The organism is Vibrio hepatarius, from assembly GCF_001274785.1.
Taxonomy (GTDB): domain Bacteria; phylum Pseudomonadota; class Gammaproteobacteria; order Enterobacterales; family Vibrionaceae; genus Vibrio; species Vibrio hepatarius.
This window is the reverse complement of the sequence record NZ_LHPI01000009.1, coordinates 60,821-84,133: the sequence shown is the minus strand read 5'-3', so window position 1 is coordinate 84,133 and position 23,313 is coordinate 60,821. Positions and strand designations below refer to the sequence as shown.

Annotated in this window: 23 protein-coding genes; 13 read left to right on the top strand and 10 right to left on the bottom strand. The window is 47.5% G+C overall.

The window, feature by feature from the left end; genetic code table 11:
- The first annotated feature begins 44 nt into the window (after positions 1-44).
- Genes phnC through phnE (AKJ31_RS11115) form a run of 3 tightly spaced genes read left to right on the top strand, consistent with a single transcriptional unit; the run spans position 45 to position 2,397 of the window.
- Positions 45-815 carry a phosphonate ABC transporter ATP-binding protein gene (gene phnC, locus AKJ31_RS11125; protein WP_053409173.1) on the top strand — a complete coding sequence of 257 codons (771 nt, stop codon included), beginning with the start codon at positions 45-47 and terminating at the stop codon, positions 813-815.
- The gene (phnE, locus tag AKJ31_RS11120) at positions 803-1,594 is read left to right on the top strand and encodes a phosphonate ABC transporter, permease protein PhnE (protein WP_053409172.1); all 792 of its coding nucleotides are present in this window, start codon (positions 803-805) and stop codon (positions 1,592-1,594) included. Before phnC ends, phnE (AKJ31_RS11120) begins: the two co-directional genes overlap by 13 nt.
- Positions 1,594-2,397: a phosphonate ABC transporter, permease protein PhnE gene (gene phnE, locus AKJ31_RS11115; protein WP_053409171.1), complete on the top strand. Its 804-nt coding sequence runs from the start codon at positions 1,594-1,596 to the stop codon at positions 2,395-2,397. The genes phnE (AKJ31_RS11120) and phnE (AKJ31_RS11115) overlap by 1 nt, the downstream gene beginning before the upstream one ends.
- A 117-nt stretch (positions 2,398-2,514) precedes the next feature.
- Here phnE (AKJ31_RS11115) and AKJ31_RS11110 read toward each other — a convergent pair whose 3' ends face one another.
- Positions 2,515-3,300, bottom strand: a complete 786-nt coding sequence (locus tag AKJ31_RS11110; RefSeq protein ID WP_053409170.1) for an HAD-IIB family hydrolase — start codon at positions 3,298-3,300, stop codon at positions 2,515-2,517.
- Positions 3,301-3,421: 121 nt separating this feature from the next.
- Positions 3,422-4,318, bottom strand: coding sequence for a LysR family transcriptional regulator (locus tag AKJ31_RS11105; protein WP_053409169.1), 897 nt, complete (start codon positions 4,316-4,318; stop codon positions 3,422-3,424).
- A 175-nt stretch (positions 4,319-4,493) separates the two neighbouring features.
- Between AKJ31_RS11105 and ygiD the strand changes: the two genes are divergently transcribed.
- Positions 4,494-5,315 carry a 4,5-DOPA-extradiol-dioxygenase gene (gene ygiD / locus AKJ31_RS11100; RefSeq protein WP_053409168.1) on the top strand — a complete coding sequence of 274 codons (822 nt, stop codon included), beginning with the start codon at positions 4,494-4,496 and terminating at the stop codon, positions 5,313-5,315.
- A 66-nt stretch (positions 5,316-5,381) separates the two neighbouring features.
- Here ygiD and AKJ31_RS11095 read toward each other — a convergent pair whose 3' ends face one another.
- From AKJ31_RS11095 to AKJ31_RS11085, 3 genes are all read right to left on the bottom strand, one after another.
- The gene (locus tag AKJ31_RS11095; RefSeq protein ID WP_053409167.1) at positions 5,382-6,965 is read right to left on the bottom strand and encodes a BCCT family transporter; all 1,584 of its coding nucleotides are present in this window, start codon (positions 6,963-6,965) and stop codon (positions 5,382-5,384) included.
- A gap of 345 nt (positions 6,966-7,310) precedes the next feature.
- Complete coding sequence (speG, locus tag AKJ31_RS11090) at positions 7,311-7,835, bottom strand: spermidine N1-acetyltransferase (RefSeq protein ID WP_053409166.1); 525 nt, start codon at positions 7,833-7,835, stop codon at positions 7,311-7,313.
- A 191-nt stretch (positions 7,836-8,026) separates the two neighbouring features.
- A complete protein-coding gene (locus AKJ31_RS11085; RefSeq protein ID WP_053409165.1) occupies positions 8,027-9,061 on the bottom strand; it encodes a helix-turn-helix domain-containing protein in 1,035 nt (344 codons plus the stop codon).
- Between the two features lie 192 nt (positions 9,062-9,253).
- Between AKJ31_RS11085 and AKJ31_RS11080 the strand changes: the two genes are divergently transcribed.
- Positions 9,254-9,577, top strand: coding sequence for a DUF805 domain-containing protein (locus AKJ31_RS11080; RefSeq protein ID WP_053409164.1), 324 nt, complete (start codon positions 9,254-9,256; stop codon positions 9,575-9,577).
- 11 nt (positions 9,578-9,588) lie between these two features.
- Positions 9,589-10,095 (top strand): hypothetical protein, encoded by a 507-nt coding sequence (locus AKJ31_RS11075; protein WP_053409163.1) that lies wholly within the window; start codon positions 9,589-9,591, stop codon positions 10,093-10,095.
- A gap of 46 nt (positions 10,096-10,141) precedes the next feature.
- On the opposite strand, the gene AKJ31_RS11070 is transcribed toward AKJ31_RS11075, so the two are convergent.
- A complete protein-coding gene (locus AKJ31_RS11070) occupies positions 10,142-10,459 on the bottom strand; it encodes a DUF1840 domain-containing protein (RefSeq protein ID WP_053409162.1) in 318 nt (105 codons plus the stop codon).
- Positions 10,460-10,759: 300 nt separating this feature from the next.
- On the opposite strand from AKJ31_RS11070, the gene AKJ31_RS11065 reads away from it, so the two are divergent.
- Entirely contained in the window at positions 10,760-11,317 is a 558-nt protein-coding gene (locus AKJ31_RS11065) for a YceB family lipoprotein (RefSeq protein WP_053409161.1), read from the top strand.
- A 69-nt stretch (positions 11,318-11,386) separates the two neighbouring features.
- Here the strand turns inward: AKJ31_RS11065 and AKJ31_RS11060 are convergent, their stop codons facing one another.
- Positions 11,387-11,815 (bottom strand): MarR family winged helix-turn-helix transcriptional regulator, encoded by a 429-nt coding sequence (locus tag AKJ31_RS11060; RefSeq protein ID WP_053409160.1) that lies wholly within the window; start codon positions 11,813-11,815, stop codon positions 11,387-11,389.
- Between the two features lie 237 nt (positions 11,816-12,052).
- On the opposite strand from AKJ31_RS11060, the gene AKJ31_RS11055 reads away from it, so the two are divergent.
- Positions 12,053-13,048, top strand: coding sequence for an NADP-dependent oxidoreductase (locus tag AKJ31_RS11055; RefSeq protein ID WP_053409159.1), 996 nt, complete (start codon positions 12,053-12,055; stop codon positions 13,046-13,048).
- Between the two features lie 59 nt (positions 13,049-13,107).
- Here AKJ31_RS11055 and AKJ31_RS11050 read toward each other — a convergent pair whose 3' ends face one another.
- A complete protein-coding gene (locus tag AKJ31_RS11050; protein WP_053409158.1) occupies positions 13,108-14,679 on the bottom strand; it encodes an arylsulfatase in 1,572 nt (523 codons plus the stop codon).
- 297 nt (positions 14,680-14,976) lie between these two features.
- On the opposite strand from AKJ31_RS11050, the gene AKJ31_RS11045 reads away from it, so the two are divergent.
- From AKJ31_RS11045 to copI, 5 genes are all read left to right on the top strand, one after another.
- Positions 14,977-15,396, top strand: a complete 420-nt coding sequence (locus AKJ31_RS11045; RefSeq protein WP_053409157.1) for a hypothetical protein — start codon at positions 14,977-14,979, stop codon at positions 15,394-15,396.
- A 170-nt stretch (positions 15,397-15,566) separates the two neighbouring features.
- Entirely contained in the window at positions 15,567-16,865 is a 1,299-nt protein-coding gene (locus tag AKJ31_RS11040; protein WP_416340945.1) for a TolC family protein, read from the top strand.
- Between the two features lie 13 nt (positions 16,866-16,878).
- Positions 16,879-18,585, top strand: a complete 1,707-nt coding sequence (locus AKJ31_RS11035; RefSeq protein WP_053409155.1) for an efflux RND transporter periplasmic adaptor subunit — start codon at positions 16,879-16,881, stop codon at positions 18,583-18,585.
- Positions 18,586-18,587: 2 nt separating this feature from the next.
- Positions 18,588-21,707, top strand: coding sequence for an efflux RND transporter permease subunit (locus tag AKJ31_RS11030; protein WP_053409154.1), 3,120 nt, complete (start codon positions 18,588-18,590; stop codon positions 21,705-21,707).
- A 90-nt stretch (positions 21,708-21,797) separates the two neighbouring features.
- Positions 21,798-22,340, top strand: coding sequence for a copper-resistant cuproprotein CopI (gene copI / locus AKJ31_RS11025; RefSeq protein WP_053409153.1), 543 nt, complete (start codon positions 21,798-21,800; stop codon positions 22,338-22,340).
- Between the two features lie 55 nt (positions 22,341-22,395).
- Here copI and AKJ31_RS11020 read toward each other — a convergent pair whose 3' ends face one another.
- Entirely contained in the window at positions 22,396-23,025 is a 630-nt protein-coding gene (locus tag AKJ31_RS11020) for a hypothetical protein (protein WP_157052346.1), read from the bottom strand.
- The gene (locus tag AKJ31_RS11015) at positions 22,959-23,198 is read right to left on the bottom strand and encodes a hypothetical protein (RefSeq protein ID WP_053409151.1); all 240 of its coding nucleotides are present in this window, start codon (positions 23,196-23,198) and stop codon (positions 22,959-22,961) included. The genes AKJ31_RS11020 and AKJ31_RS11015 overlap by 67 nt, the downstream gene beginning before the upstream one ends.
- Positions 23,199-23,313: the final 115 nt, after the last annotated feature.

Here is a 23,313-nt window from a genome sequence, read left to right as displayed (position 1 = left end):
AGTAGGGCACTGTACACCCCAAATTTATTACAAGGAACAGTTGTATGGCCGTAGCAAGCTATGACGGAATAAAGATCAACAACCTATTTCATGAGTACGTGGCAGGCAAGCCAATCCTTAAAGGCATTGATATCAACATTGATAAGCCGGGCATCATCGCCATAATTGGTCCTTCAGGTACGGGTAAGAGTACCTTACTGCGTTGTATCAACCGCCTTAACGACCCAAGCGGCGGTGAGATCATTTTTGAAGGCGAAGACCTAACGAAACTACAAGGTCAGGCTCTACGTAAGCAGCGTCGCCACATTGGCATGGTTTTCCAAGAGTACAACTTAGTTGAGCGTTTAACGGTGATCGAAAACGTACTCAGTGGTCGCTTAGGTTACATGAGTGCTTGGAACGCATGGCGTCGTAACTACTCGCAAAAAGACCTGAAAAAAGCCTTTGAACTGCTAGAGTTCGTTGGCCTACAAGATTTTGCTAATCAGCGTGCGGATAGTTTGTCTGGTGGTCAGAGACAGCGTGTCGGTATCGCTCGTGCGGTAATGCAAGACCCATATATTCTGCTGGCGGATGAGCCGACCTCGTCACTCGACCCGAAAACCGCAGTGGAAATCATGGAGCTGATGGAAACGTTCGCCAAGCAGAAGCAAATCCCTGTACTGGTCAACATCCACGATGTGAATCTCGCCAAGCGTTTTGCTACCCGCATCATTGGTATGTGCAATGGTAAGGTGCACTACGACGGCAGTCCAGAGGGTATTACAGAAGACGATCTTAAGATCATCTACGGGGGTGAGTCATGGCTGGATTAACTGCCGATGGCAAAGTAGAAAACCCGTTCAAAGCATCATGGGCGACGCGAGTCGGTTTCGCGGCAGTCATCGTATATCTGTTTTACAGCGTTTCGACGCTTGGGCTGACGTTTGACCGTTTAATGATCGGTTTGGTGGAAAGCGAGCGCTTATTGGCGCGCATGTTCCCGCCGGATTTCTCGCGTACCAATCTGCTGCTAGGCGGTTTGGCGGAGAGCTTGCAGATCGCGATTATTTCGAGCTTTTTCGGCATCGTTATTTCGCTGTTCTTAGGATTGCTTGCGGCTCGAAACATGATGCCGTCAATTATCTCAACGCCTGTACGTGGCTTTATCGCCTTATGTCGCTCGTTCCACCCTGTGATCATCGCGATTCTGTTTGTGAAGGCAGTTGGCTTTGGCGCTTTGGCGGGGATTCTGACGCTAATTTTCGCGTCGATTGGTTTTATCGCTAAGCTGTTTGCCGAGGCAATTGAAGAGATCTCTTTCAAGCCAGTAGAGGCAATTCGAGCGACTGGCGCAAGTTTTGTCAGCGTTATTCTCTACGCCGTCATGCCGCAGGTCTTTACCCGTTTTATCGGTTTCGCCAGCTACCAGCTTGATTCGAACCTACGCAACTCAACCATGGTGGGCATCGTTGGTGCTGGTGGTTTGGGCGGCACTCTGTTTTCAGCTTTCCAACGTTTCGACTACGACTTTGTTGCGGCGATTTTGATCACCATTATTGCGCTGATTCTGGTCGGGGAGTTTTTGTCTAACGTAGTAAGGAGAATCTTCTGATGACGACAGCTTCAATTGATAAAGAATGGCAGCGATTTACTTTTAGTGAGCGCATGGCTCGCTACGCGGTGTACTTGTGTATGGTCTCTGCGATCGTATGGTCTTGGCAAACGGTGGAAGTGATTCCGGAGTTTCTCTATGACGCGCCGGCTCAGTTTGCCGATATGTTCCAGCGTATGGTGCCGATGGATTACGCTTTCTACCCAGAAACCATTCACGCCGCGTTGATTGAGACGTTACACATTGCAACGTTAGGAACGCTGTTTACGCTGGTATTCGCGATTCCTTTGGCATTGCTGAATGCACCAAACATTACCCCAAGCAAAACCTTAAACTGGATTGCTCAGTTCTTCTTGGTGTCATCGCGTTCGGTTAACTCACTGGTTTGGGCGCTGCTGTTTATCGCGTTGTTTGGACCGGGCGTATTGGCAGGGATCATGGCTATCGCGGTTCGTAGCGTCGGCTTCGTCGGTAAATTGCTTGCAGAAGCCATCGCCGAGGCGAATATGGGGACAATCGAAGCACTGCGTGCAACGGGCGCTTCTTGGGCAAGTATTCTATTGAAAGGTTACTGGCCACAAGTGATGCCAGCGTTTTACTCTATAGTGTTGTTCCGTTGGGACATCAACGTACGTGAGTCAGCAGTATTAGGTTTGGTGGGCGCGGGCGGTATCGGCGTGGTGCTTAACGACGCGCAAAACCTATTCGAGTGGCAGAAAGTGTCGATGGTACTGGTCAGTATTTTTGCGGTTGTGATCGTTGCTGAAGCGCTCGTCGTACATATCCGTAAGAAGCTTATTTAAATCGTTTTAAGAATCGGAACTTTTCCTTTCTTGAGTCCTTAGGTTAAGTTCTGTTATTCCCGACTGCGAGTTCCATCGTAGTCGGGAATTATTATTTTGGGCTCGGCAAAGTTGACCTTATTCGCCGTGCTTAAGGGCGATAAGTTGATCGACAAATTCTGCAAATCCATAGCCGCCAGGTTGAGTCATTACCAGTGAAGGCTTGTGTTGTAACTGCTGCCAATAGTTCTCAATGTTCTTAACTCCGATAGTTAGTGGGAGTGTCTCAAACATTTGTTGGTCGTTGAGCGAGTCGCCAACGTAGCAACATTGCGCCAATATTTGTTGCTCCGATAAGCCTTTCTCCGCCAGATAGCCAAGCGAAGTAAGTTTCTTGGAATGCTCGCCGTACCAAGCATTAATGTGGATTGAACTGGCGGTGGCGTGCGCGCCTAACTCATGGATTTGGCTGACAATGGCTTGGACGATATCGCTCGCCAGTGGCGTACGGTTCTGACCGATATCAATCGCAACTTCACACAGGCGATAGGCTTGATCCAATGTCAGGTCGACGTCTGGGTAATGCTCTAGAATCGATTCAACGGACGCTTTGAGTTTCTCTTGCTGCTGACGCATAAATGCTAGGTCGACACCGGACTTGAGTGTTAACCCTGAGGCGCCTTTCTCCATGATAAACGCGCCATTTTCACCCAATACCGCATCGACTGGCCAAAGCTGCGCGATGTGATCGCACCAACCCGCACATGCCCCCGTGACGGCGATAACTTGAATATTGTGTTGCTGGAGTTTGGCTAACGCGATCAGCGTTTCTGGCGGTAGCTTTCCGTGCCAAGTCAGCGTGTCATCAACGTCGGTCAGAACGTATTCGACCGATTTCCATTCCTTTGAAAGTGCGTTTCCCATGCAAAAATTCTTCACTGTTTATACAAGTGATTATTGTATGAATTTTCAGCGTTAAATTCAGTGAGGTAAACGAGGTTAGGTGGAGTCTGACGCACGTTTTTAACGTCTTTTTGTAGCCTGACTAGCTTGTAGAGTGTTGCTGAAAGTCTTCGACCGCGAAGTCTATCAACGCGCGTACTTTGCGTGGTATTTCGTGACCAGAAAGGTAAGTGGCGTAAATGGTTCGCGACTCAAGTTGGTATTGACCCAGTAAGACGGTCAACTGGCCGCTTTTGAGCTCATCTCGGATAACAAAATCTGGGCATAGCGCAATGCCACAGCCTGCCAGGGTCCAATCTCTGACGATCCGCGCGCTATTAACCATCAGCTTTTTAGTCGGTGAGAACACAAACTCTTCATTTCCATGCTTAAATGACCACTTGTTGTGCTGTTGGCGGTTGGTATCGATAACAAAGTCGTGACCGTCGAGTTCATTAGGATGCTTAGGTTCGCCACAACGTTTGAGGTATTCCGGTGAAGCGACCAAGTGACTTTTAAGTTCTCCCAGTTTACGGGCTTTCAGGGAGGAAACTGTCGGCATACCGACACGAAAGGCGAGGTCAAAACCGTCGGAGGCGAGATCAACGTATTGGTCAGTTAAGCGCAAATCGAGTGAGATATCAGGGTGGATCGCGCTAAAGCGTCTTAACATGTCTTGCAAATGCACTTCACCAAACGTTACTGGCGCTGAAATTCGCAGCGTTCCGGTTAAGCCTTTGGATTCTTCGGAAACCAGCACCAACATATCGTCGAGCTGATTGAGCAAGATGGGGGCACGTGAAAGTAGCGCTTGTCCGGCAGCGGTCAGGCTGACTTGGCGGGTCGTACGCTGCAGTAATCGAGCGCCAAGTTTCTCTTCTAATTGAGCAACGTATTTTGACGTCAGCCGGTTGGAAATGCCCAAACGTTCAGCTGCTTCGGTAAATGAGCCGGTTTGCGCGGTGGCAACAAACGCTTTTAAACCGTCAATTAAGTCCATCTCTTTTGCCTCATTGAGAACATTTTGTTCAATATGATTCTACATAATCCACATTGTGTTGAATAGTGAACGAGCACATACTTTCCACATACGAACTATCCATATACAAAATGCGCCGTCACGGTTAGCTCAACCAAGGCTAACGGTGATGCAGCCACAAACTAAGGAATCGAGTATGAGTTTATCTGCTTTACAACAATTGAAAGAGCGTTTGCCGTTATCAGCGCGTATGCCGTTGGTTTTTCTTGGTCATGGCTCGCCAATGAACATTATTGAAGACAGTGCTTACCGCTCAATGTGGTCTGAACTGGGTCAAACGCTACCTAGACCAAAAGCGATTTTGGTGGTGTCTGCGCACTGGATGACGTCGGGTTCGACGCTGGTGGATGTGTCTGAAAAACCACGCACTATCCACGACTTTTATGGATTTCCGGATGCGCTTTATCAGCAGCAATACCCGGCTCAAGGTGATCCTAAGCTGGCTGGTGAGGTGGCGAGCATGCTAGGTGATTTCCATACCCATACTGACGACGCTTGGGGTTTGGACCATGGTGCTTGGGCGTTGTTGCAGTCGATGTATCCAGGCGCCGACGTGCCGGTGTTTCAGCTTTCTGTCGATGTGACACGTGATATGCAGTGGCATTTGGCGATGGGTAAAGTGTTGTCAGACCTTAGAGATCGCGGCGTGTTGATCTTAGGGTCGGGGAATATCGTGCATAACTTGCGTCAGTTGAGATTTGATGGTCAAGCTCATGATTGGGCACAGGAGTTTGATGCTTACTTTGCCAACAAATTGTATGAGCGTAACTTTGACGCACTGGCTGATTTGAATGCAATGGGCAGTTTGATGAAGATGTCGAACCCGACATTGGAACACTATTCGCCAGCACTAACGATTGCTGGAGCGTCGGATGCGCGAGACGAGATGATCACGTTGGCGGAAGGGATAGATTTAGGCTCCGTTTCAATGCGATCGTTTATGTTTTACGGCAGGTAGCCTGAGATTGTTTCACGCAAAGAAAAACACCGAACGATAGCGTTCGGTGTTTTATTTCTATTGCTGTTAGCGCTGGTAAGCTGGCAGCTCGGAGCGCAATCCTTTGACTAGGCTGACACACATTAGTAGCAGCACAAAGGTAAACGGTAATGCAGTCGCGACAACGCCAGATTGCAGTGCTTGTAGCGCTTCTTTACCACCAATGAACAACATTACAGCTGCAATTGCGCCTTCAATACACGCCCAGAAAATACGCTGCGGTACTGGTGCATCAATCTTACCGCCGGCAGTAATACTATCGATAACCAGTGAACCCGAGTCTGACGAGGTGATAAAGAACACCAAGATCAGCATGATAGATAGGACCGAAATAACCGAGCTGTATGGCAATGCGTCGTAAACATGGAATAAGGTCAGAGAGATATCCGTCAGACCATTTGCGCCTAACTCACCGACTTTATTTACGACCTGATCCAGTGCAATACCACCAAATACTGACATCCAGATTAAGGTTACTGTAGTAGGAATTACAATTACCGCGAGCAAGAATTCACGAACAGTACGACCTTTAGATACACGTGCGATGAACATACCAACGAATGGTGACCATGAAATCCACCAAGCCCAGTAGAATACCGTCCAGCCGTGCATCCAAGTGCTGTCTTCTCGGCCGTGAGGGTTACTCAACGGAATGATATTTTGTGCGTAAGCCAGCGTTGTGTCCCACAACGATTTGATCGCTGTATCGAAGCTGATGTAAGTAACAAAAATCAGTAGGGCAAAAGCGACGATCATATTGACGTTACTGAGCAGCTTAACACCGCCATCAATACCACGGATAACGGACAATACTGCAATAAAGGTTACAAACGCGATCACCGCCATTTGCGTACCAATGCCACCGTCTAGACCAAATACATGGTTAATACCGCTGCTTGCTTGCTGGGCGCCTAAACCGAGTGAAGTCGCCAAACCAAACAATGTTGACAGTACCGCAAGGATATCAATCACGTGTCCTAGCCAACCCCATGCTCGATCACCAAAAATCGGGTAGAACGCAGCGCGTAGAGATAGCGGCAAACCTTTGTTGTAAGCAAAAAAGGCTAGTGATAGAGCAACGATCGCATAAATACTCCAGCCATGAATACCCCAGTGATACAAGGTTGCACCCATAGCCAGCGATTTAGCTTCTTCACTGTATGCTTCGGCGTTAAGCGGCGTTCCCCACCAATCGGTGAAGTACGCGGTTGGCTCAGCGACACTCCAGAAAAGTAGACCGATACCCATACCTGCAGCAAACAGCATCGATAACCAAGAAAGAGTAGAGTGCTCTGCGACAGCGTCTTTACCACCAATACGAACTTTACCTAATGGTGAGAACAGCAAAGCGATAGCGAAAAATAAAAAGAAGTTGGTCGACCACATAAAGAAGACGTCAAAATCTTCGATGATACCGTTTCTAAGACCATTGAGTGCGTCTCGTGCGGTTGATGGGTCAAGAATAAGAAGAGAAATAAGGCTGAGAATAACCAGACCAGCGCTAATACCAAAAACAGGATTATGAATATCGAAACCCCACTTTTGAACGTTGTCCTGTCCAACCTGATAGTCAGTCGTTTCGATACTATATTTTTTTAATGCATTTTCCATAAATACAATTGCTACGTTTTATATAAACGCCTTTCTCTAGTGAGAAAGACAACAAAACCGCCTCCAATTAATTTGAGTTCTAAAGTTTAAGTTGCGCAAGAAGTGTAACAAAGATCACAAAATAACTCAAATGGCTGTAATTATCGTCAAATAGGTGTGTTTATGATGCGGTTTGATCAATTAAATATTATGACATCTAAACAATGGGAGGTGGGTTGCTAAAGTGTGATATCCGAACAGCGAATGGTATAGGGTGACTTCTTCTAAATAACTCAGAGCAAACCAGAATGAAGAAAGGCGAACATTACTGTTCGCCTTTCGTGGTTTTAGAGTGTCGGAATGATTTTATTCGTCTTTGTTACCGCTGTAGTGATGCTGCAAAATGTACATCCGTTTGACGTCTCGGTAGCGACCGTTCATAAAGTATTCTTCTACCAAATGACCTTCTTCGATAAAACCGCATTTCTTATAAAGATGGATCGCTTTTTCGTTATCGAGGGCAACCAGTAAGTAAATCTTGTGCAGGTTGAGGATCGAGAACGAGTAATCCAATGCGCGGTGAACCGCTTGTTTTGCGTAGCCTTTACCCTGATGGTCTGGGGCGATGATGATCTGGAACTCAGCGCTGCGGTGGATGTAGTTAATCTCGATTAACTCGACCAGCCCGATCAACTCTTTGTTCTCATTTTCAACCACGAAACGGCGTTCAGCGTCATCGTGGATGTGTTTTTGGTATAACTCTTCCAACTCGTCATATGACTCGTAAGGTTCTTCAAACCAGTAGGTCATGATGTTGCGGTTGTTATTAAGGTCATGAATAAAACGTAAGTCAGAACGCTCCAAAGCTCGAATGCTTAGACCTTTTGTCATGGTACTTCTCCAAACAGAAAAACACCTACCAAACGTTGGTGAGGTTGTCTCTATGATAGAGAGAATTGGCTAAATGAATAGTGAAATTTCGCTTATTTTTGCAACCAGTGGAATAGCCTGCCTGTGCATTGTGTTATGAGGCTCCCGATAGCAGCGATATTATCCATATACCTAATATTAACTATCTGATTTCACTTGCTTTGCTTTCTGAATTCGCTGGGCGTCATCCCGACGATTCTAGCAAACTCTCGGTTGAAGTTAGACTTAGTTTGAAAGCCCGAGTTCATAAAGACCTGAGTGATGGTTTCGTCACTGCTTAGTATCGCCTGTTTGGCGTGTTGGATTCGATATTCGTTGATCACTTTTGAAATGTTTTGCTGATAAACAAGGTTAATCGCCGTTGAGATCTGTTTGGCGGGGATCAGCAATTTTCGCGACAGTTTTGATAGGGTCAAATCCGGGTCTAGGTACAACTCACTTGATGTCATAAGGTAGTCAAACTGAGCGCTGATCTCTCGTGCTTGTTGTTCAGACATCACTGGCGTTGCGCTCTCGTTTTTACTGTTTTTGGTTAGTGTTTTCTCTACATCATTATGCTTGCTCTGCTGTTGAGTATTGACACCAGCCGTCACCACAGCAACAGACAAAATCGGCAGCAGAATTAAGTGGGCGACAGTGAGTATATAAGGCGCGTATCGACCGCCATTGAATGCGAAATCTAGTGACATAAACGCGTCTATCGAAGCCGAAAATAACAGCATCCACCCAGCTATACTCTGAGCCTTTTTCACTCCTTCCCAGTGACTAAAGGAGACATTCACCATCAGCGCGTCTTGATTGGAATGCTTCAGTAACGCGATGCCGTAAAGCAAGTAAATGACCGTGAGTATTGCATCTAGCGGAGGAGACCAAAATCGCTGAGAAGCAACCATGGCACAGACCAATATCGGCGCAAGAAGATGAAGTAAAGCAACGCGTCTTTTTGAACTGGTATGAGAGAAAAGTTGCCAAGCTAATACCGGAATCAGAGACGCAAGCACAGGCTGAATGTAGGAGAAAATCGGCCAGTTTAACCCCCAACGCAAACCAACAACCGATGTCGTTGCCGCACATACAGCGAGAAAAATGCACGAGGTGATGGCTCGTTTCTGATAACGAAAATAGAGGTTAACAGCCAACAGTGTTAGCAGCAGTGACACGACAAACGGGATTGGGATAGAAAGCATAGGGAACATCCAAATAGCTAAAGCAACACCTTGTTTTTACGCTAACCATCATAGTTGCATCGTCATGGTGTTAAAAGCTAACCATAGACAAAGATGGGTTCGAGTACGTCCTCAAACCCGTTTTAGGACGTTTTTTCTCAGTTCTGGCGACACACTGATACCAACTAAACGCAGTAAAATAAGGAGCGCTTTATGTCTTGGTATTGGTTAGCGTGGAAACGCTATTTTGATTTTTCTGGGTACTCTACAAGAACCGCATTTTGGATGTTTATCTTGTATCACCTCCTCTTCACGGTGCTGTTCATTGTCGTTGATATCACATTCCCAGCTATCGGCTGGTGGGATGTGATTTACAGCATAGCTAGCTTTGTTCCGATGTTAGCGATCATCGTGCGTCGCTTACATGATTCAGGACGCTCCGGTTGGTGGACATGGATATTTGTTGTGCCAGCGATAGGGCCGCTGTGTCTGCTCTATCTACTAGCGCAGCCCAGTCAACAACCTCAAACAGCGTAAGGAGACAAGTGATGAAGATTAGATATCAAATCAGTCGCGGATTTGCTGCAACTACCTTGTTGCTAGTAAGCACATTTGCGCTGGCAAGCGAGATTGATTACCGAATTGAAGGAATGCTTACAGTACCAGCAATGACGCAAGGTCAATTGCTCTGGCTGAAAGGCCGAGTGGGCGAAGGAGAGTATCAGGCGCGAAATACTAGGGGAGAGCTGTGCCAAATAACGGTCCCTGTCGCAGTTGGACTTATTGATCAGACTGCGGGTTTGGATGTGGCCAACGTTACTGGACTTAAGATTGCTATTCGCAGCCCTAAGTTGAGTCGAGCGATTCTCAATGGAGAGCCGATACGCAGTGAAGATTGGGTATTTAGTTACAAAGGAGAGCTTAAGCAAAGCGACGGTTACATTGTTGAGGGCGTAGCGCGGGACGAAGGGTTTGTTATCAATGCGCGTAAACGTTGGATTTCTTGGTTGCTAGATGAAGAGCGAGACGCAAAGTGTCAACTCGCTGACTTGTAAGGTTTACGAGCCCGAAATCGCGGTGCTATTTCGGGCTCATTACGGTTTATTCTTTATCCCACATCACGTCGCATTGGTCTTTCGCTGCTGCGGTTAAAAGTTCGAGTAGAGGAAGTGCTCGGGTTGCGATGCTTACTTGTGGTTCTGCATCATCTTCGTCGTCAGTATCGACATCTTCAGGGTCTGGCTTGTTTTTCTCATGAGCTACCGCCGCTTTAAATTGCTCTAGCGCTTTTGGCACATTCTCAGCCGTAATCGCGCCAGGAACCGTTTCACTGTGCCCCATCATTTTGATCATCTCAAGTGCGACGTTACCAAACATCGTTACGTTGGCATACGCTTTGGTACGGAAAGTTACGAGCATAAACGACTACCTTTTGTGCGTGTTTTATTAAGCTAAACCATAGCACATAGATGGAAATGTAAGCCATTGAGCCGGCGCATTAAAGTTACGTTGATTGGACGAAAGCAAGATTTGTGTCAGTAATGATACCCCTATTCCCGTCAAACTTGACACATTCTGGGTTTCACTATTGTATTGAGGGAAGAGCGTGGTGAAGTATTACAAATTTGTCCGATGAATTGGAACTATTGCTCTATTGCTATCGATCTGATGAGTAATAGAATTCACTGTTTGCAGTAAACGAAGAAGAGCTAACAATTGATGATAAATAAAATTGCCAAAATCCTAGCCGTAACCGCCACAATATTTGTCGTTAACGGTTGTGCGAGCTACAGCATCACCGAACAGGATATGAACCAATACCTGCAAGACAAAGCGAAGATTAATCAGTCTGTTGGTGTTCAAAACGTTATGTATGCTCAAGTTTCGGTGGATGATCTTGAGGTGAAGATTGGTCGTGCAGATGCAGATCGTATTTCTGTGTTTGCCAATACCACCGCGAACGTGCAGTTTTTGAGTCAGCAAGATATGGGTTTGAATCTCGACCTAGAATTCAGTGCCATTCCTAAGTATGACCAGGATACTGGTGAGGTCTTTTTGCAATCACTACGCCTTGAACGATTTGAAGAGAAAAGCAAACTACTGACGCCAGAAGTGAGTAAATTGCTCAAGCCTGCGGTATCAATGATTGGTTATGCGTTATCAAACCAACCAGTGTACAAGCTTGAAAACGATAAAGTTCAGGCAGTATTGCTAAAGTCAGCGAGTCCTAATCTGGTTATCAAAGACAATAAACTCGTGATTGAACTATTCGATTAATCACTGCTTGTCTTCCGTCGTTAGTCAGTTCGCCTAAAACTGAGTGACGACGGATGCCTAATTCCTATCTTAATCGCTTTTGCGTAGATTAGTGTCTAACTCAAGACACAACACTCGCAGCGCTTCAATACTCTCTGCCGCCATACTCGAGCGAGACTCTAGCTTTGCACTCAGTTCTTGCGCTTCTTCCTGCAATTGGCTGCCTTTTGGCGTTAAGGAAATGACCTTTTTACGTTCATCCAGCTCTGAGACTTTACGCGTCAATAATCCTTTTGATTCCAAACGTTTAACGATAGGTGTCAACGTGCCTGGATCTAGATGGGTATCTTGAGAAAGTTCTTTCAGACTTACATCGTTTTTACACCACAGAGAGTGCATCACAATGTACTGCGGATAAGTCAGGTCGTATTCATCAAGTAGCGGGCGAAATGCGCGCACCAACGAATTAGTCGCCGTATACAAAGCAAAACAGACGTTGTCGGATAATTTATCAGTCATGAGAGAGTCCATGATTAAGCAAGGGCAACATAATAACAAATTCTGCGTAATTTAAAATAATTTGCACGCAAATTATTTTTGAGCAAAGGTATTGCTTTCTTATCAAACTCCAGTTAACTTATTTGCAAATTGTTTGTGCGCAAAGTATTTGCTAGCCAAGCAAAGTGATATTTTGTGATACACCCAGTCAGTTTCATAGCGGTGTATCCAGTGAAGCAAAAGTAAAGAGAGAGCAAAATGAACAGCCAACAAATCCACCTAGCGTCTCGCCCAAGCGGTATGCCAACTCAGGAAAACTTTAAACTTGTTGAAGTTGAACTCCCTTCAATCCAAGAAGGCGAAGTGCTGATCAAAAACACTTGGATGTCGGTAGATCCATATATGCGTGGTCGCATGGTGATCAGAGAATCATACATTCCACCATTCCAGATCGATGAAGTGCTGGAAGGTGGTGCAATTGGTGAAGTGATTGAATCTAAGAATGAAAACTTCCCTGTTGGTTCGAAAGTGAGCAATATCAGCGGTTGGCGCACGACTTTCATTAGCGATGGTGCTGATCTGACCTTGCTTCCTTCGGTTGAACTCCCTGATCAACACTTCCTTGGTGTGATTGGTATGCCGGGTCTCACAGGTTGGGTTGGCCTGTTTAAAGTCGCTCAGCTAAAACCGACCGACACTGTGTTTGTCTCAGCGGCATCAGGCGCAGTAGGCAGTGTGGTTTGCCAAATCGCAAAACAGTACGGCTGTAAAGTGATCGGTTCAGTAGGCTCTGACGAGAAAGCTGAAATGGTTAAAGCGATGGGCGTTGACGCAGTGATCAACTACAAGAAAGTGGATGATCTCACTCAAGCGCTGCGCGAAGCGGCGCCAGAAGGTATTGATGTTTACTTTGAAAACGTAGGTGGCGCGCACCTAGAAGCTGCGCTAGAAGTGATCAACCCATATGGTCGTATCCCGGTTTGTGGCATGATCGCAGACTACAACGCGGATGTACCACAACCTGGACCTAGTAACCTACTGCAAATCAACACTAAGAAGCTGACTATGCAAGGCTTTATCGTTATGGATTACTGGGAACACTACGGTGAGTTTGTTGAGCAAATGGGTCAATGGGTTAAAGAAGGTAAAGTGAAGTCTGAAGAGACCGTATATGAAGGTCTTGAAAATGCTGCTGAAGCCTTTATTGGTCTATTTGAAGGCAAAAACAAAGGTAAGATGCTGGTTAAGATTTAACGAGCTGAGTTAGAAGTAAAGGTGGGCGATTGCCCACCTTTTTTCGTTGTAGAAGCCGTTTATTGTTGAGTCTGTTTCATTGCATTTTCAATCACTTCCGCCATGTTAAAAGTGGTACCACCTTGAGTCGGTGGATATTCCACTAGTGACTTCACGTGTTCTTGTACCAATTCGCTAACCGGAGCGAGTAGCCAAGACATCTTCTGCACTAAGTGTCCATTGGCGTCGATAGAATCGTAGCTCTCAAACGGATCAGCACGTAAGTTGTATATTTTAGGTTTCGCGAGTGGTAGCAAGTTATCGTAATAGTGCTCGGCGACTGCAAAGTGGAACTTCCACGGACCGACTCGAACTGCCGAAAGTTGCCCTTCAAAATAGTAGAGAATCGAGCTTCGTGCCGACTTGTCTGTCTCACCTTTCCAATAGGCGAGGTTGTTTACCCCATCGATGTATTGCTTCTTCTCTTTGAGCATTGTCTCGTTCACATCTTTTACGCCAGCCGCGGCTGCTAGAGTGGTGAACAGGTCTTGGTGCCCTTGAATACCATTCAGAGTTTGTCCTGAAGGAATCGCTGCTGGCCAACTGACCATGGTTGGCACGCGCACGCCGCCTTCATAGGTAGTCATTTTCTCACCACGAAACGGCGTTGTACCGCCATGAGGCCAAGATGAATGTTCTGGACCATTATCTGTGGTGTAAAGGATGATAGTGTTTTCGGTCACACCGCGTTTTTTCAGTTCATCTAATAGGAAGCCGATATCATCGTCGTGTTGCAACATCCCACTGCCGTAATAATCGTATTCGCTGGTGTAATTCTCGGCCGCATAGCGCCACTTCTCATCTAAGCGCGTGTAGAGGTGCATACGACTGGTGTTGATCCAAGTGAAGAAAGGCTTGTCTGCTTTCATTGATTTATCGATAAACTCAAGTGCCGCAGGAATCATTTCCGCGCGGTCAAAGTTCTTCATTCGTTCATTGCCCAGCGGGCCAGTGTCGGTGCATTTCTGTTTACCCATTTCACCAAAACGCGGATCGACGGTTTTGTCTTCGGTATCAGTTGCAAAGCAGTGCAGTACGCCACGAGTGCCAAATTTCTTCGCGTACTCTTCTACCGAGCCAGAGTAGGCCTTGGCAAAGTTGATGTAGTCGCGCTGTTCGTGCTCTTCTTGTGTGTTTAGGTGGTACAAATTACCAAAGAACTCGTCAAATCCATGAACTGTCGGCAGAGCAAAGTTATGGTCACCAAGGTGGTTTTTACCAAACTGACCAGTGGCGTAACCGACTTGTTTAAGAACTTCAGCCAATGAGGGAGATTCTTTCTTAATGCCCAACGCACCGCCAGGCATTGCAACTGTGGTCATTCCTGAACGAATCGGGTACTGACCTGTGATAAACGCGGCGCGTCCAGCGGTTGAGCTAGGTTGCGCGTAGTGATCGGTAAAGCGGATACCTTGTTCGGCGATTTGGTCTATGTTAGGCGTTCTATATCCCATGGTTCCCATGCCGTACGCACTCACATTTTGCCACCCGATGTCATCGCCAAAAATAACGACAATGTTTGGTTGTTCGGCGGCGAGAGCTGTGACAGGCAAAACAGAACCGATGGCGGTCGCGATGGTTTTTAATTTCATGCAGCGTTCTTCCATGATTAAAGTCGGACGGTTAAGTGTAGAATGAATATGAATTTTTCGTATGATTGCTAGTCACAAAATGCAAATCAACATATTAAATTTGTTGTATTGCAATTGAGTTTATTGCTTGATTTGAGGGGAGATGGATCGATTAAATCTAAAAACAGAGTTGACCTTACCCCTAAGGTAAGCTTTAAGATAACCGAGTTTTAGTACGAGTGTGTTTTGGTAACGCGCTAAAACACAATGTGGCTCAATAAGTCCCAACACTAATCAGTCTCAGCAAATAGGTGCGTGATGACCAACACGTTTCGAACAACATGGATTACGATACTCAGCATTGTTGCAATGTTGATGTCTAGCTATGTGTCGAGCGCACCGGCAATGATGAACAATATGGTCAGTCCTGCGGCGAATCTTCATCATAGCAGCGCGCAGCCAAACACCACTATGATGGTGGGTTGTGACACCGTTGTGGCAAACGTTGAGCACGCTCAGCACGCTAAAACATCTCCCCCTGAAACCAGCTCACACTGCGCGACACCATTAGACGATACGTATAACTGCTGTTCGTCGGTGTGTTCGAGTGTTTGTTTTCCACTGCAAGTTTCCCAAGCCTCGCGAGATTTTACTTTCTCACTCGCTCTCCATTCTCCAATTATTATCGGCGACAAAGTCACCCGTTCGCAAAGCATACTGCGTCCACCTTCCATCTAAATCTTTATCTGATATTTAACGCCTTTCACGTTAGCCAGCGTAATGCTGCGTAGTGAGGGATCGATCTACGCGTCTTTTGACGCCCAGAATGGATAAAGATTGTGAATATAGACACACGATTAGTCACCGTGGCAGTCAGTATCGCCGTGGTGCTGTATCCGTCGGTTTCGGTGAGTGCCGAAGCTAAGGTGAGGTCAGTGGCTGAAGTTACCAATGCCACAACGCAACTCAACCAATTAATTGAACACGCGCTGACGCAAGACAGCAGCCGAAAACAGTACTTCGCACAGTCACAAGCAATGCGAGAAACTGGCGTTGCGAGCGCCACGCTTATGGACCCGAAACTTAAGGTCGGATTTGGCGGTTTGCCTGTCGATAGCTTTGAGTTTGATGAAGACCCAATGACCAATATCTCGGTGGGTTTGATGCAGCAGTTCGAGCGCGGTTCTAGCTTGGACTTGCAACAGAAGAAAGCCAATCAACAAGCCGATGGCGCCGCTTTTCAGGTCGAGACCCGAGAGCGTGAAGTGGCCAACAACATCACTCAGCTTTGGTTGGAGCTTGGCTACCAGCAAACCGCATACGCGATATTGCAGGAAAACCGCACCTTGATGAAAGAAATGGAGCGCTTTATTCAAACCAATTACTCGATTGGTAAGAGCGAAGCGCAAGACCTGCTGAATGCGCAGTTGCAAGTCACCAAACTGGACGAAAAACTGCAGGCCAACGCTCAGATGCAGCGCCGTATCATTACCCAACTTTCTGAATGGTTAGGTTCGGATTGGTTGAACGCTAATCAATCTGTTCGTGCGATCAATCAACTGGATTGGAGCACGCTTGATCAGCTCGTCAACACCGATACCACCAAGCATTATCAGCAATTGCTCCAGCATCCCATGGTCAAAATGGCGGATGTCAGCATCTCAGCAAACCAAACCCAAGTTGAGCTGGCGGAAGAATCTTACAGTCCTCAGTTTGGAGTGGAAGTTATGTACGCCTATCGCCAAGCGGAAAACATGCGAGGTGAACCAGCATCCGATTTGGTGAGCGCTTACCTGACCATGGATATCCCATTGTTTACTGGCAATCGCCAAGACAAAAATTTAGCGTCGGCGCAATACCAAGTAGGTGCGGCTAAATCCCAAAAAGATACGCTGCTTGCGCAAATGAACGCCAAAGTGAACGCGCTATTAGTTGACCGCAGCAACTTAGAACAGCGACTTGAACGTTATCAATCCACCTTATTACCTCAAGCATCAGCGCGAATTAAAGCGGTAGAGCGAGGGTATCAAAACAATACCGCCCAGTTTAACGATGTGATCACCGCAACGACAGACGAGCTCGCGATTCAGCTCGAACAGCAGCGCCTCACAACCGACTTAAACATTGTGAACAGTAACTTAGCGGCGTTACTGGGTGGGTTTGACTATCAGGTAGACAAACCTCAACTCGACGAAATTGAAGAATAATAAGGTAAGAAAAATGAGAACATTACAAGTTGCATCCGTCGCTTTGTTGGTTGGCGGTGTTTTAGGGTTTAGTGCGAATTATTTACTGCCTGGCACAGCGCAAGGTATGGACGCGATGGGAAGTACAGCGCAAGCCAGTAGCAATGAGCCCTTGTATTGGGTTGCGCCGATGGACCCAAACTACAAGCGCGACAAACCGGGTAAATCTCCGATGGGGATGGATTTGATTCCGGTGTATGCCGAAGACTTAAGCGGTGAAAACGACCAGCCGGGCACGGTGACCATTGACCCATCGGTTGAAAACAACCTCGGCGTGAAGGTGGAACGAGTTACCGCTGAGCAGTTGTCTCCACGAATCGAAACCGTTGGCTACATTGCCTTTGATGAGAGCTACTTATGGCAGACCAACGTTCGCGTTGCGGGCTGGGTGGAAAAACTCTACATCAACGCGGTGGGCGAGAAGGTCAACCAAGGGGATGTGCTTTTCAGTCTCTACTCACCTGAGCTAGTCAAAGCGCAGGAAGAACTGATCAACGCTTACCGCACTGGTCGTAGTGGTTTAGTTAAAGGCGCGACAGAGAGACTGGTAACATTGGGTGTCGACAGAGCGCAAATCAACGCGATCAAACGTCGTGGTAAAGCCTCGCAAACGATAGAAGTTAAAGCGCCAGCAGACGGTGTCATCGCCAGCTTAAACATTCGTGAAGGGGGCTATCTGTCGCCAGCGCAAGCGGTTATCAGTGCTGGTCCGCTCGACAATGTTTGGGTCGACGCGGAAGTATTTGAGCGTCAGACCCATTGGATTTCGTCTGGCAGCAAAGCGACCATGACGCTGGATGCAATACCGGGCAACGAGTGGCAAGGTGTGGTGGATTATGTCTACCCGATCCTTGACCCGAAAACCCGCACATTACGCGTGCGTCTTAAATTCCCTAACCCTAACGGCGAGTTAAAGCCGAACATGTTTGCCAACATCGCGTTGCAACCTGTCAGCGAAGAAGCCGTGTTAACCATTCCACGTTCCGCCGTGATTCGTTCTGGTGGTATGACACGCGTTGTGTTGGCAGAAGGCGAGGGCAAGTATCGCTCAGCTCGCATCGATGTTGGACGTGAAGCAGGTGAGCGTATCGAAGTCCTTCAAGGGCTCAACGAGAATGACCAAGTCGTGACTTCTGCGCACTTCATGCTGGATTCTGAATCGAGCCAAACCGCCGATTTGTCCCGTATTAATGGTGTTTCAGAAGCAGCAGAAACCGCTTGGACAAAAGGCGAGATCACTGACTTGATGCAAGATCATCGAATGGTGACGATCAATCACCAACCCGTACCGGAGTGGGATTGGCCGGGAATGACAATGAACTTCACCTTTGCTGAAGGTGTGGATATCGCCGACCTAAAACGAGGACAGGCGATAGAGTTCGAAATGCAGAAAAATGCCCAAGGTCAGTATGAGATCGTCGATTTCAAAGCGGATGATAGCGTATTGGCTTCTGAAGTTTGGCTGACTGGCGATATCTCTATGTTGATGGCGGACTTTGGCATGCTGACGTTAAATCACCTGCCAGTTGCAGAGTGGAGCTGGGAAGCGGGCGAAATGAACTTCTCTGTAGGCGCAGATGTGGATCTATCCGGTTTTGAGGAGGGACAGAAGGTTCGGTTTCTAGTCGAGAAACAGGGCTCTGACTACCAACTTAAAAAACTTGAAGCGATAGAGGGCTAATTATGATCGGTGCAATTATTCGTTGGTCGATTGGCAATCGATTCATCGTTCTCCTCGCAACGTTGGCGTTGGTTTTAGGCGGCCTTTACAGTGTAAAAAACACGCCAGTTGACGCCATTCCAGACTTGTCTGATGTGCAGGTGATCATCAAAACCAGCTATCCGGGTCAAGCGCCGCAAGTGGTTGAAGATCAGGTGACATACCCGCTTACTACTGCGATGCTGGCGGTACCGGGCGCAGAAACCGTACGTGGTTACTCGTTTTTCGGTGATTCGTACGTATACATCATCTTTAACGACGATACCGACATGTACTGGGCTCGTTCGCGGGTGCTAGAGTACTTAAGCCAAGTTGCGCCTAAGCTACCGCCCAACGCAAAACCAACACTAGGTCCAGATGCGACGGGTGTGGGCTGGGTGTACAGCTACGTGTTGCAAGACAAAACCGGCAAACACGATCTGGCAGAGCTGCGCAGTTTGCAAGACTGGTTCCTCAAATACGAGCTGCAAACCGTAGACGGTGTATCAGAAGTCGCGACCGTTGGCGGCATGGTGAAGCAATACCAAGTGCAAATCGACCCGGCCAAGCTGCGTGCGTACAACCTGACGTTGCAGCAAGTGAACATGGCGATTCAAAACGGTAACCAAGAAACAGGGGCATCGGTTGTTGAAGTCGCGGAAGCGGAACACATGGTCCGTACTACGGGTTATCTGTCGAGCATTGAAGATATCCAGTCGCTGCCACTCAAAGTGACCGAAAAAGGCACGCCGCTGTTATTGGGTGATATTGCCGATATCAACCTTGGCCCGCAGATGCGTCGAGGTATCTCTGAGTTCAACGGTGAAGGTGAAGCGGTTGGCGGTGTTATCGTGATGCGCTTTGGTGAAAACGCCAGTCAGGTGATTTCACACGTGAAAGATAAACTTGCAGACCTACAGCGTAGCTTGCCGGATGGCGTGGAAATCGTCGCCACCTATGACCGTTCGACGTTGATCGACGCTGCGGTCGAAAACTTATGGAAGAAGCTCGCCGAAGAGTTCATTGTCGTCGCGATCGTGTGTGCGCTGTTCTTGTTCCACATTCGCTCGTCACTGGTGATCGCTCTGAGCTTACCAGTCGGTATTCTTGCGGCATTTATCGTTATGCACTCACAAGGCATCAATGCCAACATCATGTCACTCGGTGGTATCGCCATCGCGATTGGTGCCATGGTGGATGGGGCGATCGTGATGATAGAAAACGTCCACAAGCATATAGAGCGGACGCCTCTGACCGACAAAAATCGTTGGCAAGTGATTGGTAAAGCGGCGGAAGAAGTGGGCGCACCGCTGTTCTTCTCACTGCTTATTATCACGTTGAGCTTTGTCCCTGTGTTTGCCCTGGAAGGCCAAGAAGGCAAAATGTTCTCGCCATTGGCGTTTACTAAAACCTACGCGATGGCAGCTTCAGCGGGTCTAGCTATCACGTTGGTTCCTGTACTGATGGGCTACTTTATCCGCGGTAAAGTGCTGCCTGAGCATAAAAACCCAATCAACAAGAGCTTGGTCGCGCTCTACAAACCGCTGCTCAATATCAGCTTGAAGTATCCAAAAACCATGATCGTTCTGGCGTTCGGTTTAATGGCGTCGGCGTATTACCCGACCAGCCAATTGGGCAGCGAGTTTATCCCGCCGCTGGATGAAGGCGATTTGATGTATATGCCAACCACTTACCCTGGCATTTCAATCGGTAAAGCGCGTGAGATCTTGCAACAAACCAACAAGTTGATCAAAACCGTACCGGAAGTGAAAACCGTATGGGGCAAGATTGGTCGCGCTGAAACGGCAACTGACCCAGCACCGCTGACGATGATCGAAACGGTGATTCAGTTGAAACCACACTCGGAATGGCGTGAAGGGGTCACCACCGAATCGCTGCGTAAAGAGTTTGATGATTTGGTTCAGTTCCCGGGTTTGACCAACGCTTGGGTAATGCCGATCAAAACGCGTATCGATATGCTGGCGACGGGGATTAAAACCCCAATTGGTATCAAGATCTCTGGCCCTGAGCTGAAAGAGATCGAAAAAATTGGTGCGCAATTAGAGCCAATCTTGAATCAACTGCAAGGTACAGCGTCGGTTTACGCCGAACGTGTAGCTGGCGGTCGTTACGTCACCATCGATATTAAACGTCGCGCTGCGGCTCGATACGGCTTGAACATTAAAGATGTTCAGCAAGTTATCTCGACGGCTGTTGGTGGCATGAATGTGGGTGAAACCATCGAAGGTTTGGAGCGTTATCCGATCAACGTTCGTTACCCGCAAAGCTACCGTGACTCTGTAGTGAAGCTACAGAACCTGCCTCTAGTCACACCAAACGGTGCGCGTATTGCGCTCGCGGATGTTGCCGATATTCGCTATGAAGATGGCCCTCCGATGATCAAGACTGAGAACGCGCGTCCAAACGGTTGGGTGTTTGTCGACATCGACGGTCGTGACTTGGGGTCATATGTTGCTGAGGCGCAGCAAGTGGTTGCGGAGCAGCTTGTGATGCCTGCGGGTTACGCACTCACGTGGTCAGGTCAGTACGAGTATATGCAACGTGCTAAAGAGCGTTTGAGCGTGGTCGTGCCTATTACGATCGTCATCATCATGTTGCTGCTTTACTTCAGCTTCCGCCGCATCGGCGAAGTGTTGATCATCATGTCGACCCTGCCATTGGCGATGGTCGGTGGTTTATGGCTGATGCATTACCTCGGTTTCAACTTCTCCATTGCGGTTGGGGTCGGTTTTATCGCCCTCGCCGGGGTTGCGGTTGAGATAGGCGTCATCATGCTGGTCTACCTCAACCAAGCTTGGCATCACATGAAGCTCGATGCTCAAGAGCAAAACAAGCAACTGGATGTTGAAGACCTCACCAAAGCGATCCGAGAAGGCGCGGGTTTAAGGGTTCGCCCGGTGATGATGACAGTACTGACAGTCATCATTGGCCTAGTACCCATCATGTATGGCTCGGGAACAGGCTCACAAGTTATGCAGCGTATTGCGGCTCCGATGATTGGCGGTATGGCGTCTGCACTATTGCTCACACTGCTGGTATTACCGGCGATTTTTAAACTCTGGAAACAACGCGAAGTTAAGTAGCGAATTCGATTATTTCCGTTCAATAAAGCGCGTAATGCTAATCATGACAACCGTTGCGTGCTGATTAGGATGAAACCAAAAGGAAACACAATGAAAAAGACACTGATTACTCTAGCAATGACGATGTTAAGTACAGGTGCATTGGCAGAAGCGATGGACCATTCGAACATGGACCATGGCGCAATGAAGATGGATCATAGCGCGATGCAGATGCAAGACGGCAAAATGGACCACTCAGGCATGATGAATATGGACGGTATGTCTGAAGTTGGTATGCCAGCAAAAGGTGCGAAGCCAGATGTCGTGGTACACGTGATGTTGAGTGATGACATGAAAATCACGTTTAAGAAAGACGTGAAGATTCAGCCAAACGACGTGGTGCAATTTGTTGTGATGAACACAGGCAAAATCGACCACGAGTTCTCGATTGGCTCTGCGGCTGAACAGCTAAAACACCGTGAGATGATGAAAACCATGGGTAACCACGCACACGACACGGGTAGCACGGTAACGGTGCAGCCAGGTAAAGCAAAACAGCTGCTTTGGCACTTCCACGGTGACAACAAGGTTGAGTTTGCGTGCAACATTCCAGGTCATGCTGAAGCGGGTATGGTGAAAAAAGTCACGCTGTAAATTTTGCATAATACCCTAACGACAAAGCGAGCTAACAAGCTCGCTTTTTTTATCTTCAGCGCTGAAAGTAACGTTGAGTAATCAGGTCATTGAGCAGTTGTTCAATACTGCTTGGATTTAGGCCGTCTTGGCTGACGTCGGTTCTATCGTCAAAGACTACGTTAAAAAGAAAGCGGTAAATCGCCTGCCATTGTTTAAAGCGTTGAATACTGATCCTTTGTGGATACTTCTCACCCATCCAATCATTGAATCCACGCCAGAACTCACCGTTCCAGTTGGGATGGCTCGGATACAAACTGGTTAAATTTCTTTTGTTGGCGGTCAGCCCACAAACACCGATTTGCCAATGACCTGACTCGTTGCTGATCTGGATTCGGTGCCATTTCTCGTTCCACCAACTCATCACTCTGGTGGAGGCATCAAACTCAGTTTTGTCGGAAATGCGCGCCAAGTGATGGTAATACAGGTCAAGCTCACCTTTACGCACCGCGTGGTCAAACGCCGTAATCGCAGCACCCCTTAGAAAGCTCTCGTGCTCAAGTAAAATGTAGTGTGGCTGAGAATGACTCAACAGTGCGTTAAGGTTTTGGAAATGAGCGTGCGCCGCGTACACCGGTCTTAAAATAGCCGCATCTTTACACTGGTTTGCGTCTGAACTCCGACGATGGATAGGTGCGGCTCCCACATACGACTCGCCTGATTGAGTAGCTCACACATCAGTGCCATATTTTGCGCAAACGCTTTGTTAGGCAGTCCACAGGTTTTTTGCAGTTCACTTGGTGGTACTCCGTTGATTAATGCGTTGAGCACAGGTAGCAGTTTGCTGGTGAGCTTTGGGACGTTAGGTAATGTGCTCACTACGCCACAGCAATTATGGATGGCAACAATTTGGTCCAATTTGAATTGGATCACACTATGGAAGTAAAACGGCTAGATGAATTAACAGAGTTTCGTTTTGAGCTGGTTTGAGGGC

Coding starts and splice junctions, on each gene's coding strand:
- phnC (WP_053409173.1), top strand. CDS start 45: ATGGCCGTAGCAAGCTATGACGGAATAAAGATCAACAACCTATTTCAT.
- phnE (WP_053409172.1), top strand. CDS start 803: ATGGCTGGATTAACTGCCGATGGCAAAGTAGAAAACCCGTTCAAAGCA.
- phnE (WP_053409171.1), top strand. CDS start 1,594: ATGACGACAGCTTCAATTGATAAAGAATGGCAGCGATTTACTTTTAGT.
- AKJ31_RS11110 (WP_053409170.1), bottom strand. CDS start 3,300: ATGGGAAACGCACTTTCAAAGGAATGGAAATCGGTCGAATACGTTCTG.
- AKJ31_RS11105 (WP_053409169.1), bottom strand. CDS start 4,318: ATGGACTTAATTGACGGTTTAAAAGCGTTTGTTGCCACCGCGCAAACC.
- ygiD (WP_053409168.1), top strand. CDS start 4,494: ATGAGTTTATCTGCTTTACAACAATTGAAAGAGCGTTTGCCGTTATCA.
- AKJ31_RS11095 (WP_053409167.1), bottom strand. CDS start 6,965: ATGGAAAATGCATTAAAAAAATATAGTATCGAAACGACTGACTATCAG.
- speG (WP_053409166.1), bottom strand. CDS start 7,835: ATGACAAAAGGTCTAAGCATTCGAGCTTTGGAGCGTTCTGACTTACGT.
- AKJ31_RS11085 (WP_053409165.1), bottom strand. CDS start 9,061: ATGCTTTCTATCCCAATCCCGTTTGTCGTGTCACTGCTGCTAACACTG.
- AKJ31_RS11080 (WP_053409164.1), top strand. CDS start 9,254: ATGTCTTGGTATTGGTTAGCGTGGAAACGCTATTTTGATTTTTCTGGG.
- AKJ31_RS11075 (WP_053409163.1), top strand. CDS start 9,589: ATGAAGATTAGATATCAAATCAGTCGCGGATTTGCTGCAACTACCTTG.
- AKJ31_RS11070 (WP_053409162.1), bottom strand. CDS start 10,459: ATGCTCGTAACTTTCCGTACCAAAGCGTATGCCAACGTAACGATGTTT.
- AKJ31_RS11065 (WP_053409161.1), top strand. CDS start 10,760: ATGATAAATAAAATTGCCAAAATCCTAGCCGTAACCGCCACAATATTT.
- AKJ31_RS11060 (WP_053409160.1), bottom strand. CDS start 11,815: ATGACTGATAAATTATCCGACAACGTCTGTTTTGCTTTGTATACGGCG.
- AKJ31_RS11055 (WP_053409159.1), top strand. CDS start 12,053: ATGAACAGCCAACAAATCCACCTAGCGTCTCGCCCAAGCGGTATGCCA.
- AKJ31_RS11050 (WP_053409158.1), bottom strand. CDS start 14,679: ATGAAATTAAAAACCATCGCGACCGCCATCGGTTCTGTTTTGCCTGTC.
- AKJ31_RS11045 (WP_053409157.1), top strand. CDS start 14,977: ATGACCAACACGTTTCGAACAACATGGATTACGATACTCAGCATTGTT.
- AKJ31_RS11035 (WP_053409155.1), top strand. CDS start 16,879: ATGAGAACATTACAAGTTGCATCCGTCGCTTTGTTGGTTGGCGGTGTT.
- AKJ31_RS11030 (WP_053409154.1), top strand. CDS start 18,588: ATGATCGGTGCAATTATTCGTTGGTCGATTGGCAATCGATTCATCGTT.
- copI (WP_053409153.1), top strand. CDS start 21,798: ATGAAAAAGACACTGATTACTCTAGCAATGACGATGTTAAGTACAGGT.